Consider the following 16,649-nt stretch of genomic DNA (forward strand, 5'->3'; position numbering starts at 1 on the left):
GCCTCCTCGCGCATCAGGGCAAGCCGCGCGCGCCCGCTGGCGCCACCCCGGCCTTGGCCGCCGTGCCGGGCGCCGCATCGAGCTCACGCACCACGCGCAGGCCGATCCAGCCGCGCCGCCCTTCCGCGCCCAGGCCCAGGCGGGTGGCCGCGCGCACGAAGTTCGGCGTGTCGGTCCAGGAGGCGCCGCGCGCCACGCGCTTCTTGCAGCCCGCTTCCTCCCACACGCGGCCATCCTTCGGCGCGCCTTCGTAATCGCTGTGCCAGCAATCGGCCGTCCACTGCCACACATTGCCCAGCACGTCGTACAGCCCTGCCGGATTCGGCGCGTAGCTGCCGACGGGCGCCGTCGTGGGCCAGTTGCCCGAACCGGAAACGACGCCGCCGCAATGCTTCTGCTGCGGGCAGTCGTCGGGACCGTACTTGGCGTCGCCGCGCGTGATGTCCTCGCCCCACCAGCGCGCCGTGACGGTGCCGGCGCGCGCCGCGTATTCCCACTCGGCCTCGGTGGGCAGGCGGTAGCGCGCGCCGCTCTTCTTCGACAGCCAGCGCAGATAGCTTTGCGCATCGTTCCAGCTGACGTTGACGGCCGGGCGCGTGCCGCGTCCCCAGCCTTCATCCGACGGCCGGTAGCCGTCGCAGCCGCCGTCCTGCACGCAGGCGTCGAACTGCGCGAACGTCAGGCTGAAGCGGCCGATGGCAAACGGCTGCAGGATCTCGACCGGGTGCTGGCCCTCGTTGCCGAAGCGCCCGCTCTCGCCGGGCGGCGATCCCATGAGGAAGCGCCCGGCCGGCAGCGGCACCATCTCCGGGCACGCGCCGTCGCAATCGCTGAAGGACTTGCCGGCGACCACGGGGGTGGTCAGGGCGGGATCGACGGCATCCAGCTTTTGCCGGGACAAATAGGCGGACAGGTTGGCGATATCGCCGTCCGTCAGGGGCGCGACGGCCGTGTTCATCAGGGGGCTGACGCGCGCATGCGAGCGGAAGGCGCGCAGCTGGCTGTCCAGGTAGGCCAGGTTCTGCCCGGCCAGCTTCGGATAATCGGCGACGGCGGCATTGCCCTTCGGACCATGGCAAGCGACGCACGCCGGCAGCGCGCGCGCCGCGTCGCCCTCGTGGTACAGCGCCTCGCCTGCGGCCACATCGGCCGGCGGTCCCGTCCTGGCGGGCGCGGCACCCGGGCAGGCCAGCGGCGCCGCTTCCACCTTGCCGCCCAGCGCCGTGCACGTGCCGGCGGGGACGGTCATCCATTCGCCAGGATCGCGGTCGACGGTTGCCATGCCCGAACACAAATGGAAGCAGGTGGTATTGGCGCATTCATTCTGGCCGGCCTTCGCCACGCCGTAGCAGATTTCGCTCTTGGCGGCGGCCTTTTTTTCCGGCGCCTGGGCCGGCGCGGGCACCGCCACGGCCAGGGCGCAGGCCGCGGCCACGGCCGCCTGCACCAGCGCCTGCCGGTTCTGCGGCTGCGGCTGCGGCGCTGGCGTTGGCTGCGGCGCGGCCTTGCTTGTCGTTGTTACTTGCACCATGCGGTGGCTTCCTTTTCAAAAATGCCGGCAGGCGCCGCCGTCGGCGCGCCTGCCATGCCGTGTCAGTCGTTGTAAATCGATGGATCAGTCATAGTGCGCGCTCGCTTCGATCAGCTCGATGCGGTAGCCGTCGGGATCCTGCACGAAGGCGATGACATTGCTGCCGTGCTTCATCGGCCCCGCCTCGCGCGTGACGGTGCCGCCATGCGCGCGCACCTTGGCGCAGACGCTGGCCGCATCGTCGACCGCCAGGGCCAGGTAGCCGTAGGCGTCGCCGTGGGTGTAGGCTTGCCGGTCCCAGTTATGCGTCAGCTCGATGGCCGCATGCTCGGGCGCCTCGCCATAGGCGACGATGGCGCGCGTAAAGCGTGCGTCGGGATAATCGTGGCGCCGCTGCAGGGTCATGCCCAGGGCGTCACGGTAAAAATGCAGGGCGGCGTCCAGGTCGGCGACGCGCAGCATGGCGTGCAATATGCGCATGGTGTGATGGCTCAAATCAGGTTGAAATAAGGCTTCAGGCGACGCGCTGCTGCGCCAGCACAGCTTCCATGGGCGGTTCGTCCGGCACGGGCAGGTAGCGGGCGCCGGCCTGGTAGCGCTGGACGAACTGGCCGAAGTCGCCGCTGTCGGCCCGTTCCACCCTCTCCTGCTCGGCCAGCGAGGCATCGGCCTGCGCCGTGAAGCGCGCCAGTGCCGCCGGCGCCAAGGGACGGCCGCGAAAATGCGCCGCGTGCGCCGCGCTCTGGCGCAGGGCGAACGCGTCGAAACTGCCCTGCTCGGCGCGGATCGCCGCCAGCACGCGGGCCGAGGGCGTCAGCGCCACGTCCGCCAGCTTGACGCGCTGCGCCGCCAGCGCCGTGGCGCAATCGGCGCCGCCGCGCGCCTGGTCCAGCAGCGCGGCCATGGGGGCGATGCGATCGAGCAGTTCGCCGGCCCAGGCCTGCAGGGTGATATGTTCGCCGTGGCGCTCCAGCAGCAGTCCCGGACGGCGCCCTTCCTTGACGGTGCGGGCGAAATTCTCGGTGTTCTCGCGGCTTTCCGCATTGCCGGTGAGCGGGCTGTCCTGCAGCGCGCAAAACAGCAGAAAGGCGTCGAGGAAGTGACAGGCCGGCGCGCCGATGCCCAGCGGCTCGAACGGGTCGACATCAAGGCAGCGCACTTCCACGTACTGCACGCCGCGCTGGGCCAGCGCATGCAGCGGGCGTTCGCCGCTGTGCGCCACGCGCTTGGGCCGGATCGCCGAGTAGTACTCGTTTTCGATCTGCAGGCGGTTGGTATTGATCTGCACCCACTGCCCCTCGCGCCGCGTGCCCAGCTCGACATACGGCAGGTAGGGATGGTTCATCGCCGCCGCCAGGCTGGTGATATAGCTGTCGAGCGTGTTGTAGTCGGGGGTCAGGCCGGCCTGGGCATCGTTCTGGTAGCCCATGTCGCTCATGCGCAGGCTGGTGGCGTACGGCAGGTACACGGTATCGGCGGACAGCTGCTCCAGCGGGAAGTCGCCGCGTCCCGGGAAATGCGCCGACAGCGCTGGCGCGGCGCCGAACAGATACATCAGCAGCCAGCCGTAGCGGCGGAAGTTGCGGATCAGCGCGACATAGCTTTCCGACTGAAACTGCATCGCCGTGCTGCCATCGCCCTCGTCCGCGCGCAAGCGCTCCCACAATGCGGGCGGCAGCGAGTAGTTGTAGTGGATGCCGGCGATGCACTGCATGCTCTTGCCGTAGCGCAACGCCAGGCCGCGCCGGTAGACATGCTTGAGCATGCCGATGTGCGAGCTGCCGTACCAGGCGATCGGGATGTCCGGGTCGGCGGGCAGCCGGCACGGCATCGAGTGACTCCACAGCATTTCGTCGCCCAGGCCGCTGAAGACGAAACGGTGCAAGGCGTCGTAGCCATCGAGCATGGCGGCCGTGTCCTGCTCGGGCGGCGTGATCAGCTCGATCAGCGCCTCCGCATAGTCGGTAGTGATGGTGGGATGGGTCAGCGCAGCGCCCAGCGCCAGCGGATGCGCCGTGGCGGCCAGGTGGCCGCGGCCGTCCACGCGCAGCGCTTCACGTTCGATGCCGCGCAATCCCTGGGCCAGCAGCGCACGTCCGTCCGCGCCTGCCAGCAGCGCCATACGGCGCGTCAATAATGAACTCATAGCTGTGCTGCCTTTACAAAAAAACATCGTTCGGCTTTCCATCTCGACGCCGACGATAAGCCCCAAGCCCCGGACCACACAACTCGCAAATCCTGAGTGCGGTGATCAGAAACACTGATGCCCGGGGCAAGGCGTTTGCATTTCCGGGGCCTGCGCCCGGCACCGGCGTTCGCATCAGCGTTAGTGAGTGCTGCACTCAGGATTTGCGAATTGCGCCGTGCCGTCCTGGCCCTTATCTTGATAAACGAATATCAATAGACGGAAAAGTTTGGTTGCGCCGGCATTGCAGCGCCAGCGCCCCCTTCTTCCGTATCCGGCGCGCCGACACGGCCGCGTGCTCAGGACGCATGCATGCGTGCATGCGGCATGCAAGCCAACAAGCAAGCCGACAAGGCGATGGGAGAACACTGGTGAAAGTGATGGACAAGATGGTCGCGGCCGACCCTGGCGTGGTACGCCTGAGCACTTACGCGCTGGAAGACAACCTGCGGGCACGCGAAGGCAGCGTTTTTCTGACCGGTACCCAGGCCCTGGTGCGCTTGCCGCTGATGCAGCGCTGGCTGGACCGCGAGCGGGGCTTGAACACGGCCGGCTTCATCAGCGGCTACCGGGGTTCGCCGCTGGGCGGCTACGACCAGGCGCTGTGGCGTGCGCGCCCCATGCTGGAAGCGCAGCAGATCCGCTTCCTGCCCGCCATCAACGAGGAACTGGCCGCCACCGCCGTGCTGGGCAGCCAGCAGGTCGAGACCGACCCGCAGCGCACGGCCGATGGCGTGTTTGCGCTGTGGTACGGCAAGGGTCCGGGCGTGGACCGGGCCGGCGATGCGCTCAAGCATGGCAATGTCTACGGTTCCTCGCCGCACGGCGGCGTGCTGGTGGTGGCTGGCGACGACCACGGCTGCGTCTCGTCATCGATGCCGCACCAGAGCGACTTCGCCATGCAGGCGTGGAGCATGCCCATCGTCAATCCGGCCAGCATCGCCGAATACCTGGAATTTGGCTTGTACGGCTGGGCGCTGTCGCGCTTTTCCGGCATGTGGGTGGGCTTCAAGGCCATTTCCGAAACGGTGGAAAGCGGCGCCACGGTCGACCTGGACGCCCTGCACACGCGCTTCGACCAGCCCGCCGACTACAGCGCGCCGGCCAGCGGCCTGCATTACCGCTGGCCCGACCTGCCCGGCCTGCCCATCGAGACGCGCCACGCGCACAAGCTGGCCGCCGTGCACGCGTTCGCGCGCGCCAACAGCATCGACCGCCTGCTGTGCCCCAGCCCGCAAGCCGATATCGGCATCGTCACCTGCGGCAAGGCGCACCTCGACGTGCTCGAAGTGCTGCGCCGCCTGGGCCTCAGCCTCGATGTGCTGGAGCGCGCCGGCGTGCGCCTGTACAAGGTGGGCCTGAGCTTTCCGCTCGAAGCGCAGCGCCTGGCGCAGTTCAAGGCGGGCCTGCGGGAAATCCTCGTCATCGAAGAAAAGGGGCCGCTGGTGGAACAGCAGATCCGCACCCTGTTCTACAACTTGCCGGACAGCGCCCGCCCGCTGGTGCTGGGCAAGCTCGATGCCGACGGCGCGCCGCTGCTGCCGGCGCAGGGCGAGCTGCGCCCCTCGCGCATCGCCGGCGTGCTGGCGCACTGGCTGGCGCGGCACAAGCCGGCGCTCGACCGCCGCGCCCTGCTGCCCGGCTTCGCGCCCGCCGCGCTGCTGGCGAATGCGGCCGACGGCGTGCGGCGCCAGCCCTATTTCTGTTCCGGCTGCCCGCACAACAGCTCGACCAAGGTGCCGCAGGGTTCGCGCGCGCAAGCGGGCATCGGCTGCCATTTCATGGCCTCGTGGATGGACCGCGATACCACGGGCCTGATACAGATGGGCGGCGAAGGCGTCGACTGGGTGGCCCACTCCATGTTCAGCGCCACCCCGCATGTGTTCCAGAACCTGGGCGACGGCACGTATTTCCACTCGGGCTTCCTGGCCATCCGCCAAGCCATCGCCGGGCGCGCCAACATCACCTACAAGATTCTGTACAACGATGCGGTGGCCATGACGGGCGGCCAGCCCATCGACGGCAGCCTGACCGTCGACGCCATCGCCTGGCAAGTGCATGCCGAGGGCGCCAAGGCGATCGCCGTGGTCAGCGACGCGCCGGAAAAATACGCGGGCCTGCACGGCCGCTTCCCGCCGCCCGCCACCTTCCATGGGCGCGAGGAGCTCGACCAGGTGCAGCGCCGCCTGCGCGACGTCAAGGGCGTCACCGTGCTGATTTACGACCAGACCTGCGCGGCCGAGTTGCGCCGGCGCCGCAAGAAAAAGGAATTGGCCGATCCGCCGCGCCGCATGGTCATCAACAGCGCCGTGTGCGAAGGCTGCGGCGATTGCGGCGTGCAGTCGAACTGCCTGTCCATCGTGCCGGTGGAAACAAGCTACGGCCGCAAGCGCGCCATCGACCAGTCGTCGTGCAACAAGGATTATTCCTGCGCTAACGGCTTTTGCCCCAGCTTCGTCTCCGTGCGCGGCGGCGCCTTGCGCAAGGCGGCCGACGCCGCCATCGACCCGCAAGCCCTGCGCCGCGCGGCAGCCGCCCTGCCCCTGCCCGCGCCGCATGGCTGGCACGGCCCGTTCAACCTGCTGGTGACGGGGGTGGGCGGCACGGGCGTGGTGACGGTGGGCGCACTCGTTTCCATGGCCGCGCACCTCGAGGGCAAGCAGGCGTCGGTGCTCGACTTCATGGGCTTTGCGCAAAAAGGCGGCGCCGTGCTGTCCTTCGTGCGCCTGGCCCTGGCCGGCCAGGATCTGCACCAGGCGCGCATCGACGTAGGCCAGACCGACGCCATGCTGGCCTGCGACATGGTGGTCGGCGCCAGCGCCGACGCGCTGCAGACACTGCGCCACGGCCACACGCGCGTGGTCGCCAACACGCACCAGTTTCCCACCGCCGCCATGGTGCGCGATCCGGACGCGCCACAGCATGCGGGCGCCCTGATGGACAAGCTGCGCCACGCCGTCGGCATGGAACACATCGCCGAATGCAACGGCCAGGTGCTGGCGCGCCAGCTGATGGGCGACACCATCATGGCCAATATACTACTGATGGGCTTTGCCTGGCAGCGCGGCCTGATCCCCGTCGGGCTGGCGGCGCTGGAACGGGCCATCGAATTGAATGGCGTGGCCGTCGACGCCAACAAGGCCGCCTTTGCCGCCGGCCGCCTGGCCGCCTGCGGCGCGCCCTTGCTGCAAAACGTGGCCGCGGGGCCGGTGGCGGAAGACGCCAGCCTGGGCGCGCTGGTGGAGCAGCGCAGCGCCATGCTGGCGCGCTACCAGAACGCGGCGCTGGCGGAACGCTTCCAGGCGTTTGTCGCACGCGTGCGCGAGCGCGAAAGCGCCGTCTTCGGCGCCGATGCGCCGCCCGTGCTGACCCTGGCCGTGGCGCGCGGCTACAGCAAGCTGCTGGCCTACAAGGATGAATACGAGGTGGCGCGGCTGTTCTCGGACGGCCAGTTCCAGCGCGAGCTGCAGCAGCAGTTCGAGGGCGACGTGACGCTCACCTTCCACATGGCGCCACCGCTGCTGGGCAAGCGCAAGCGCGCCTTCGGTCCGTGGATGGGCAAGCTGCTGGCGCTGCTGGCCAGGGCCAGGGGACTGCGCGGCACGCGGTTCGACGTGTTTGGCTACAGCGCCGAACGGCGCCGCGAGCGTCAGCTGATCGGCGACTACACGGCGCGCCTCGACACCCTGCTGCCGCGCCTGAACGCCGGCAACCTGGCATCCATCGTGGCGCTGGCCGAGCTGCCGCAAGCCATCCGCGGCTACGGCCATGTGAAGCTGGCCAGCATCGACGCGGCCGAACTGCGCGCGCAGGCGCTGCTGGCCACGCTGGAACAGCCGGCCGCTCCCACTGGCACAGTCGTCCCAAGCGCCGCGCCGCCCGCCCAGCCGCCTTTCCGCACCATCGCCATCCGGCGCTACCAGTAACCATGTTCTGTATCGACCACCACACGGCGCGGCGCCTTGCCGCGCCGGCGCGCCCAGGAGTGCTGCCTTGAAGTCCGTGTCCCTCGCCCTTCCCCTGCCCGCTGCGCGCCTGCGCGCGCTGGCCGCCATCGCCGCGCTGACCTTCGCCAGCGGCCTGGCCGCTTCGCTCTACCTGCCGGCCTCGATGGCCGGCGTGGTGGCGCTGCTGGTCTTTTGCATCAGCATGTGGGCCACGGCCCTGGTGCCCGAATACTGGCCGGCCCTGGCCTTCTTCCTGGTGGCGATGCTGTGCAAGATGGCGCCCGCGCAAACCGTGTTCTCGGGCCTGCAGTCGACCACCTTCTGGCTGCTGTTCAGCGGCGCCGTGATGGGCGCAGCCATCGGCCACACGGGCCTGGGCAAGCGCGCTGCGGCCATCCTGTCGCGCATGCTGGGGCGGCGCTACACGGGCGTCATCGCCGGCATCGTGCTGTTCAGCGTGGCGCTGGCCTTCGTCATGCCGTCGGGCATGGGCCGCGTGGTGCTGCTCATTCCCATCACCATGGCCGTGGCCGAGCATATCGGCTATGGCGCGGGCCACAACGGCCGCACGGGCATGCTGATGGCGGCCAGCTTTTCCAGCTTCCTGCCGACCTTCGCCATCCTGCCGTCGAACGCGCCGAACATGATCCTGTCCGGCATGGCGGACAATTTGTATGGCGTGCAGATTTCGTATGTCAATTATCTGCTGCTGCATTTTCCCGTGCTGGGCATCCTCAAGTCCGTGCTGCTGGTGCTGCTGATCCTGTGGATGTTTCCCGCCGCCGATCCCGTGCGCGCTGCCGCGCCGGCGCAGCGGCAAGGCCCGATGTCGGCGCAGGAGACGGGCCTGGCCGTGGTGCTGGGCGTCTGCCTGGCCCTGTGGATGACGGACGGCCTGCACCATGTGTCGCCGGCCTGGGTCGGCCTGGCCGCCGCCCTCGTCTGCCTGTGGCCGGCCGCCGACCTGACGTCGAAAAAATGCCTGAACCAGGAAATCAACTATGGCTCGCTGCTGTTCGTGGCCGGCGTGATGGGCCTGGGCGCGGTGATTTCGGAAAGCGGCCTGGGCGAAGCCGTGGTGCACGGCCTGAGCCGGCATGCGCGCTTTGCCGCCGACACGCCGCTGTGGAACGCGGCCGTGCTGACCCTGATCTCGACCGTGGTGTCCTTGGTGACCAACCTGGCCGGCGTGCCCGCGACGATGACGCCGCTGGCGCAGGACCTGGCGGCCGTCACGGGCCTGCCGCTGATGACGGTGCTGATGACGCAGGTGCTGGCGTTTTCCAATGTCTGCCTGCCCTACCAGGCACCGCCCCTGATTTTCGCCATGCAGGCGGCCAGCCTGCCGGTGGCGGCCGTCACGCGTCTGTGCCTGAGCCTGTTCGTGCTGAGCCTGCTGATACTCACGCCGCTGGACTTCGTCTGGTGGCACGTGCTGGGCCTGCTGTAGCGCCCCGGCGCGTTGAATGACGTGCGCGGACTTTCTCACGAAAAGTAACAATTTACGGTATTTCAAGGGCCGCCGCACATGTCGGTGGCGACAGGGAGAAGGAAAAAGTCACAAATAATTACCCATTTTATAGGCATTGTTAATGCCGTACTCTTAATAAAATCACATATAATGCATAGTTGAAAAACAAATAAGAGTATCTGAAATTCCACCCATCTTTTAACTTAATGGACCCGCCCCTCATGGAAATCCATCACCTGAAAACCTTCGCCACGGTGGCGCGCGAGGGCAGCATTACGCGCGCATCCGAACGGCTCTTCCTGAGCCAGCCCGCAGTCAGTGCCCATGTCAAGGCGATGGAGGATTATCTCGGCCTGACCCTGTTTGAACGCACGGCGCGCGGCATGAGCCTGACCAGCAGCGGCCAGCGCATCCTGGCCAAGGCCGAACGCACGCTCAACATCCACCGCGAACTGCTCGACGAAGCCAACCACATCAAGGGCCGCCTGGCCGGCAAGCTGCGCATCGGCGTCGGAGGCCAGTCCAACAACGAAGCCATCGGGCGGCTGGTGCGGCGCTTTTCCGAGCACCATCCGGAAGTCGAAGTGTCGCTGGAACATGGCAGTTCCACCGGTACCCTGAACGGCATCCGCAGCGGCACGCTCGATGCGGGTTTCTACAACGAGGCGCGCACGCCCGACGACGACCTGGCGACGATCGAAGTGGCGTGCTTCCCCGTCTACGTGGCGGCGCCCGCCGGCATGCTCGATATCACCGAGCCGCTCGACTGGAACGCGCTGGCCGAGCTGCCGTGGATCTTCGCGCCATCGAGCCTGTGCTGCGGCGGGGCAGCCGAGCACCTGTTCAAGACGCGCAATTTCCGTCCGCGCCGTATCATCAGCATCGACCGCGAAAGCGTCACCCGCTCGATGCTGGCCGAGCGCCTCGGCGTCGGCCTGCTGCATGGCGACACGGCGCTGGAAGCCCAGCGCCTCGGTGAAATCGACATCCTGTGCGTGGCGCAGTCCTCCGTGCGCAATCTGTTCGCGCACCTGGCTTCGCGCGCCAGAGAGCCGATGTTCGAGGCGATCAACGATGCGCTGAGCGAATCGGGCATATTGGCGGCTTGACCCGCCAATATGCGGTGCGAGTGCTTCAGCCAGCGCGGGAAGCCTGGCCAGCCAGGCGCTGCATCTGATTGAAGATATTTTTGCGGTGCATTTCTTCGGTGCCGCCCACGCTGGCGAACGCCAGGGCATTTTTCATCAGCTCGGCCACGCGGCCGTTGTGATAGCCAAGGCTGCCGTACAGCTTGACCAGGCTGGTGGCGCTGTTGATCAGGTCTTCGGACCCCACCAGCTTGGCGATGGAACAGCTCATCAACCCTTCCCGCTGGCCTGCCAGCAATTGCGACAGCGCGCCAAACGCCAGCCATCGCGAACGCTCCATGCCGATGCGGATATCGACCAGGCGCCGCTGCACGTACTGGTGGTTGTCGATGCTGCTATTGAAGCTGCTGCGGCTGGCCGCGTAGCGCATCGCCTCGTCCAGGTAGGGCGCGATCAGATTGGCCGCCGCCAGGCCGTAATACAGGCGTCCCAGCGAAATGGTGTCGATCAAGGTGCCCAGGCCACGCCCTGGCGCGCCCAGCAGCTGCGACGGGCGCACGGCGACATCGTCGAAATGCAGGGCGCCGGTAGGCAGGTTGCGGTTACCCAGCTTGTCATCCACCTGGCCGGCGCGCAGGCCAGGCGTGCCGCGGTCGATCAGCGCCAGCGCGATGTTGTGCTCTTCCTTGTCCGCCAGGCGGCAGACGATCAGGGCGAAATCCATGATGGGCGCGTGCGCGATATTGTATTTGCCGCCATTGAGCACATAGCCTTCGGGGGTGGCGCGCAAGGTGCTCTGGATGCTGCGCACGTCCGTGCCCGTGCCCGGCTCGGCGATGCCGGTGGCGCTGACGTCGCCGCGCAGGATGGCACCGAAATAGCGGTCGCGCTGCGCTTCCGTGCCGTGCCGCTCCAGGCCCCGCACCATGCCGGCCTGGGCGATGACAGACAGCAGCAGCTCCGGCGCGCCGATGGTGGACGACAGGCCGTCGAGGGCGGCGGTAAAACCCCACCAGTCGCCGGCCGCGTGATCGCTGCCGGGCACGATCATGCGCCACAGGCCGGCGTCGCGCAGGCGCTGCCAGCCGTCAAAATCGAATCCTTCGGCGCGCGCGGCGGCGCCGGCGGCAATGTCGCTGCCGATGCCGGCATAGCGCTGGCGTATCTCGCCCTGTTGCGGTGTAAACATCATGGTTAGCCTTGTTGGTCAATGAAAGGAAAAGGGCCGCGCGGGCGGCCCTGGAATGCACGCCGGCCGTCAGTCCGACAGAACGACGGAGCGCCCGATGGCGCCGTGCAGGTCGAGGCAGCGCTCGAACCAGGTGCTGACGGGATCGTCGATCGGCAGCAGCGGCGTTGGCACGGTGATGCGCGCCCACTGCAGCACGCCGAACAGGATGTAGTCGGCAAACAGGGGCTGCGCGCCGCCCAGCCACGGCTGCTTGGCCAGCACGCTGCGCAGCGGCGCAAATTTTTCCGGCAGGGCCGCCAGCTCGATGTGGCGCGTGGCCGACGCCTCTTCCAGGGTCTTGCCGAAGCGCTTCTCGCGCGCCGCGCGGAAATACGCCTGGTCCGCCGGCGACATCAGCGCATGCATGTCCATGGCGGCGATGGCCGACACGGGCGGATGGATGACCGTCTGGCTGAAGCTTTCGACGAAGCGGGCCATGGCCTGGCCGCCCGGGCCGCCGAACAGGCTGGGCCGATCCGGATAGGCGCGTTCCAGGTGCACGGCGATTTCAAAGCTGTCGCCCTCGATATGGCCATTGTCGTTCAGCACCGGCACGCTCTTGTAGCTGCCATCCTCGATGCCGGCGATTTCGGCGAAGGACACGGGCCGCACTTCGGCCTGCAGCTCCTTGTGCTTGAGTGCCATGATGATCTTCCACACATGGGGCGAATAATGACGGCGCCGGTCGGCGGCGCACAGGCTGTACAGGATGATGGACATGCGGTTCTCTCTGGTTGGCGTGGAAGGTCAGGCCGCGGCGCCGGTCAGCGCCAGGCGCTGCACGCCGCTGGCGGGGAAGCGTTCGCGCAGCAGCGCCAGCACCTGCTCGGGACTCGGCAGCGAGTGGTGGCCGTGCATGCGCTCGAGCAGCGGGTCGAAATGGTCGCGCCAGACGGGGTCGATGATGATGTAGCCGTCCTCGCGCAGCTGCGCCAGGTTACGCTGCACGGCCGGCTTGGCCAGCATCGGCCCGCCCATCACGGGGAACAGCAGCACGGGAAAGGTGGCGGCCAGGATCACGGTGGTCAGGCGATTGCCGGAAAAGCCGTTCGCCACGGCCGCCAGGGTATTCGCCGTGGCGGGCAGCACCAGCAGCAGGTCATGCTCGGCGGCCAGGCGGCCAGGCTTGTCCGTCGGCCAATCCTGCGGCCGCTCGCCGCTGATGACGCGGTCGACGTACAACGCGATCGATTCCGGCTTGAGGAAGTTGGTGGCGTTCGGCGTCATCAGCACGCTCAGCTCGCAATCGAGGTGGTCCTTGATGATGCGCAGGTAGTTCGGCAGCAGGGTCGAGTCGAGCGATCCCGTGACGCCGATGAGGATGCGCGGCTTGTGTTTGTTGATGGACGTTTCCATGGTGTCATATCCAGGTAGTGGCACGGGTGTGCCGGGTTAAGTGTGGGCAGGCAGATGGCGGCGCTGGTGCGCGCGCACCGCCATGACCATGCGGTCGAGGATCTCGGCCAGCAGCGGCTGCGACGTGGCGAAATTGAGGCGCGCGCAGTGCGGCGCACGCGCATCGAAGACTTCGCCGGGGCTGAGCGCCACCTTCGCATGCTGGAGGAAGAAGTCCGCCGCCGGCTGGTCCAGCTCCAGCGCCGCGCAATCGAGCCACAGCAGATACGTCCCCTGCGGCACGTGGAAGCGGATGGCCGGCAGCTCGCGGCGCAGGATGTCGGCCGCGTAGTCGCGCATGGCCAGCAGGTGCGCCAGCACGGCGTCGAGCCATGGCTGCCCCTCGTTCCAGGCCGCCACGGTGGCGTCCACGCCCAGGTTGTTGACGGCGCCCGTCAGGCGCGCCGGCAGGCGCGCGTGGAAGCGCCGCTGCAGCTCCGGCGTGCCGAAATGCGCGACGGCGCAGCGCAGGCCGGCGATATTGAAGCTCTTGGTGGCGGAGTTCAGGGTCACGGTGCGCGCGGCCGCCGCGTCGGACAGCGCGGCGAATGGCAGGTGCCGTGCGCCCGGGTAGACCAGGTCCGCGTGGATTTCGTCGGATACCACGATCAAGGCATGGCGCTCGGCAAAGGCCAGCACGCTGTCCAGTTCCGCGCGGCTGAGCACGCGCCCCGTCGGATTGTGCGGATTGCACAGGATCAGCACACGCGTGCGGACATCGATGGCGTGCGCCAGGCGCTCCAGATCGAGCTGATAGCCGTCGGCGCCGGCGCGCATTTCCAGCGGGATCAGGCGCCGGCCCGTGCCCTCGACCGCTTCGCGGAACGGTGCATAGTGCGGCACTTGCACGACCACGCCGTCGCCCGGGTCGGTAAACGCCATGACGGCGGCAAACGTCGCCTGCACCAGGTCGGGCAGGACCAGCACCTGGTCGGCCTCGGCCTGCCAGCCGTACAGGCGGCGCATGCGCGCGGCAAACGCGTGCGCCACGGCGCGGTCGGCCTTGCGTCCATCGCGCAAGGGATAAGTGAAATCGACGCGCTGCAGCACCTGCGCCAGCGCCGCCTGCACGGCCGGCGCGGTGCCCAGGTCCATGTCGGCCACGCAGGCGGCAAGCACGCCGGGCTGGTACTGGCGCCACTTGAAACTCTGGCGCGCCAGCAGCTGGTCCAGACTCAGGGCCAGGCCATCCTGCAGGGTAGCGGGCTGGCGGCTCATGCTTCGGTAAACACGCGGTTCAGGAAGCCGTTGAACCATGCCCGCAGCGCCTTGTCGTGCAACACGCGTCCCTGCAGGTGCTGGTCGCCCTGCTGCGCGTTCGGCAGGTGGAAGCGGTGCGCGCCCTTCACGGCCCAGCGCCGCTGCATGGCCAGGGTCAGCTCGGGGTGGTACTGGATGCCCCAGGCTTTCTCGCCGTAGCGGAAGGCCTGGTTGCGGTAGGCGTCGCCCTCGGCCAGCAGGATGGCGCCCTTGGGCAGCTCGAAACCCTCCATGTGGAAGTGGTACACCATGTCCGGCCACTTGGGCATGATGCGCTGGCCTTCGGCCGTCGGTTTCAGCGGATACCAGCCGATCTCCGTGACGTCGCCCTCGGCCGCCGTCACCTTGCAGCCGAGATTCTTGGCCAGCATCTGCGCGCCCAGGCAGATGCCCAGGTACGGCCGGTTTTCCGCCAGCGGCACGGACAGCCACTCGATCTCGCGGCGGATGTGCGCGTCGCTGTCGTTCGCGCTCATCGGGCCGCCGAACGAGATCACCCCTGCGTGGCCATCGAGGGTGTCGGGCAGCGGATCGCCGCACACGGGGCGGCGGATATCGAGTTCAAAGCCCTTGTCGCGCAGCAGCTTGCCGGCGCGGCCAGGGGTCGACGCCTCCTGGCGCAAGATCGCCAGGATCGGCCGCTTGCGCCCGCGCCGGCCTTGCATCGTTTCACTCATGCTGCTCTCCTTGTATCTTGTTGCGCTGGATGTAGGACTCGACCAGGCTGGCATACGGCGGCACGAAGGTCACCAGGGTCTGCTGGCCCACCTTGATGGTGTCCTTGACGTCGAAATGCAGGTGGATCGGCAGCTTGTCGATCCAGTTGTTCGAGATCCTGCCGATGCGCGCGCCGCGCGCCACCGGCTGCAGTTCGCGCACGGCCAGGTCGCTGGTATTGAGGTGCACATAGCGGTACAGGGTGCCGGCGGCCGTCTGCAGGGTCACGCTGAAACGCGCGATCTGCACGATGACGCCATCGTCGGCCGCTACGGCCCAGTGATAGTTGGCGCGGCAGGTGGCCGGGCGCAGGTCCTGTCCCTGGTGTCCGCCGGACAGGCAGAACGGCAGGTTGTCCTTGCGCAGCTCGCAAAAATTGTCGCGCCACGGATAGGCATAATTGGTGTCGTCGCAGGAATCGCCTGCCTTGCCGCGCTGGCCGCCCACGCCATAGAAATGCGAACTGGCGTAGGCCGCGCCCTTCTCGATGGGAAAGCGCATGTCCGGATACAGCACGGCCGTGCTGGCCACGCCGCTGCCGCTGCCGGGCAGCAGCGCGCCGGGCGGCAGGAAACGGTCATCATTGCCGGCCAATGCCGGCAGCGCCAGCGCACCGAGCACGCCGGCCAGCACGCCATTCAATACGGTCATCTTCATCATGGTTTTTCTCCCGCCACGAGCAGCAGCGCACGCGCCGTGTCGGCCAGATATTGCGGATCGGTGCAGCGCTTGTCCTTCAGCGGCTCGTCGCAGCTCATGCGCAGCGTGTAGGCGGCGCCAAAGCGCGTAAAACTGTAGTCGGCGCCGTCGCCTATCGATTCGAAGGCGCCGCCCGCATGTTCAAGCTTCAGGTCACTTGGCGCGACAAGGTGCGTGGCGCTGCCGAACAGCCCCAGCTTCGCACCGGCCGGCGAATACAGGGCCGCATAGGCCGTGCCCTGGCCATGGAAACGCGGCGCGCCCCAGTCGCCTTCGGCCGGCAGCAGCAGTACCGGGATGTTGACTTGCGCCAGCCCGGCGGGCGCCGTGGCGCGCAGCGGGCGCAGCACCGCGTCGGCCTGCGCCGCGCCGGCGCGCGCCTGGCTGGCCGCGGGCCAGTCGATCGGCGTCAGCACGCGCCGCACCGGTTCACCGGCGCTGGCGGCCACGGACGCCGCAGCGCCCGCGAGCAGGCCCAACGCGCCAAGCGCTTGCAGGAATGCCAGGCGCGCCATCTTAGAGGCTGCCCTGGTAGGCCAGCACGGTTTGCTTGAACGACTCGGGCACGGGCTGCGTGGCCTGCTTTTCATAGTCGTACATGACGTGCACGGAAATGGCCTTGGCCATCACCACGCCCTGTTCGTCGCCAATGTGCATGATGTGCTCCATTTCAAAGCTCTTGCCGCCGAACTTGGAGACATGGCTGAGCACCAGCACCTTGTCGCCGTACTTGGCCTGGGCGATGTATTCGCACGCGGTTTTCACCATGATGTGCGGCAGCTTTTCGCTCTTTGGAATTTCCAGGATGCGGTGCATGTATTCGAGGTAGGCCGTCTGCATGTACTCGTAGTACACAGGGCTGCTGACGTGGCCCATCGAGTCGGTGTCGCGGTAACGGATGTCGAGATTGGTCTTGAAAGAGCGGCGCATCATTGTGTCCTCATGTGGCGGTTATATCCGGTCAGGCCGGCTTGGGTAGTGACATTTCGCCAATGATGCTAAGACCGATCGAGGGTGCCTCACAAGACGCAATATCTGAGGGCCGACGTCCAAATATCTGAGGAGCCGAATGGCGTTCGTTGCGCTACCATCGTTGCAGAAATATTCCAGCAACAAGGACCCGGC

Annotated in this window: 14 protein-coding genes; 3 read left to right on the forward strand and 11 right to left on the reverse strand. The window is 67.6% G+C overall.

Annotation, left to right across the window (positions count from 1 at the left end; translation table 11 throughout):
• Positions 1-13: 13 nt before the first annotated feature.
• From bufA1 to gshA, 3 genes are all read right to left on the reverse strand, one after another.
• Positions 14-1,531 carry a BufA1 family periplasmic bufferin-type metallophore gene (gene bufA1 / locus MRBLMS1_RS03545; RefSeq protein ID WP_485877857.1) on the reverse strand — a complete coding sequence of 506 codons (1,518 nt, stop codon included), beginning with the start codon at positions 1,529-1,531 and terminating at the stop codon, positions 14-16.
• Between the two features lie 84 nt (positions 1,532-1,615).
• A complete protein-coding gene (gene gloA, locus MRBLMS1_RS03550) occupies positions 1,616-2,011 on the reverse strand; it encodes a lactoylglutathione lyase (protein WP_128142729.1) in 396 nt (131 codons plus the stop codon).
• 34 nt (positions 2,012-2,045) lie between these two features.
• Positions 2,046-3,677 (reverse strand): glutamate--cysteine ligase, encoded by a 1,632-nt coding sequence (gene gshA / locus MRBLMS1_RS03555; protein ID WP_485877858.1) that lies wholly within the window; start codon positions 3,675-3,677, stop codon positions 2,046-2,048.
• A 428-nt stretch (positions 3,678-4,105) separates the two neighbouring features.
• On the opposite strand from gshA, the gene MRBLMS1_RS03560 reads away from it, so the two are divergent.
• The 3 genes from MRBLMS1_RS03560 (at position 4,106) to MRBLMS1_RS03570 (ending at position 10,243) form a co-directional block, all read left to right on the forward strand.
• Positions 4,106-7,642: an indolepyruvate ferredoxin oxidoreductase family protein gene (locus MRBLMS1_RS03560; protein ID WP_485878969.1), complete on the forward strand. Its 3,537-nt coding sequence runs from the start codon at positions 4,106-4,108 to the stop codon at positions 7,640-7,642.
• Positions 7,643-7,718: 76 nt separating this feature from the next.
• Positions 7,719-9,113 (forward strand): SLC13 family permease, encoded by a 1,395-nt coding sequence (locus MRBLMS1_RS03565; RefSeq protein ID WP_485878970.1) that lies wholly within the window; start codon positions 7,719-7,721, stop codon positions 9,111-9,113.
• Between the two features lie 242 nt (positions 9,114-9,355).
• Positions 9,356-10,243 (forward strand): LysR family transcriptional regulator, encoded by an 888-nt coding sequence (locus MRBLMS1_RS03570; RefSeq protein WP_128142727.1) that lies wholly within the window; start codon positions 9,356-9,358, stop codon positions 10,241-10,243.
• 25 nt (positions 10,244-10,268) lie between these two features.
• Here the strand turns inward: MRBLMS1_RS03570 and MRBLMS1_RS03575 are convergent, their stop codons facing one another.
• The 8 genes from MRBLMS1_RS03575 to MRBLMS1_RS03610 form a co-directional block, all read right to left on the reverse strand.
• Complete coding sequence (locus MRBLMS1_RS03575; protein ID WP_485877861.1) at positions 10,269-11,414, reverse strand: acyl-CoA dehydrogenase family protein; 1,146 nt, start codon at positions 11,412-11,414, stop codon at positions 10,269-10,271.
• 66 nt (positions 11,415-11,480) lie between these two features.
• Positions 11,481-12,173 (reverse strand): glutathione S-transferase family protein, encoded by a 693-nt coding sequence (locus MRBLMS1_RS03580; protein WP_139089676.1) that lies wholly within the window; start codon positions 12,171-12,173, stop codon positions 11,481-11,483.
• A gap of 27 nt (positions 12,174-12,200) precedes the next feature.
• Entirely contained in the window at positions 12,201-12,809 is a 609-nt protein-coding gene (locus MRBLMS1_RS03585; RefSeq protein ID WP_128142725.1) for a flavoprotein, read from the reverse strand.
• A gap of 36 nt (positions 12,810-12,845) precedes the next feature.
• Complete coding sequence (locus MRBLMS1_RS03590; protein ID WP_485877863.1) at positions 12,846-14,066, reverse strand: MalY/PatB family protein; 1,221 nt, start codon at positions 14,064-14,066, stop codon at positions 12,846-12,848.
• Positions 14,063-14,785, reverse strand: coding sequence for a glutamine amidotransferase (locus MRBLMS1_RS03595; RefSeq protein ID WP_128142724.1), 723 nt, complete (start codon positions 14,783-14,785; stop codon positions 14,063-14,065). The genes MRBLMS1_RS03590 and MRBLMS1_RS03595 overlap by 4 nt, the downstream gene beginning before the upstream one ends.
• Positions 14,778-15,485, reverse strand: a complete 708-nt coding sequence (locus MRBLMS1_RS03600; protein ID WP_485877864.1) for a peptidoglycan DD-metalloendopeptidase family protein — start codon at positions 15,483-15,485, stop codon at positions 14,778-14,780. Before MRBLMS1_RS03600 ends, MRBLMS1_RS03595 begins: the two co-directional genes overlap by 8 nt.
• Positions 15,482-16,039 (reverse strand): hypothetical protein, encoded by a 558-nt coding sequence (locus MRBLMS1_RS03605; RefSeq protein ID WP_485877866.1) that lies wholly within the window; start codon positions 16,037-16,039, stop codon positions 15,482-15,484. The genes MRBLMS1_RS03600 and MRBLMS1_RS03605 overlap by 4 nt, the downstream gene beginning before the upstream one ends.
• A 1-nt stretch (position 16,040) precedes the next feature.
• Entirely contained in the window at positions 16,041-16,457 is a 417-nt protein-coding gene (locus MRBLMS1_RS03610; protein WP_034783925.1) for an acyl-CoA thioesterase, read from the reverse strand.
• Between the last annotated feature and the right edge of the window lie 192 nt (positions 16,458-16,649).

The organism is Massilia sp. LMS1-1-1.1 (assembly GCF_040815535.1).
Lineage (GTDB): Bacteria > Pseudomonadota > Gammaproteobacteria > Burkholderiales > Burkholderiaceae_D > Janthinobacterium > Janthinobacterium aestuarii.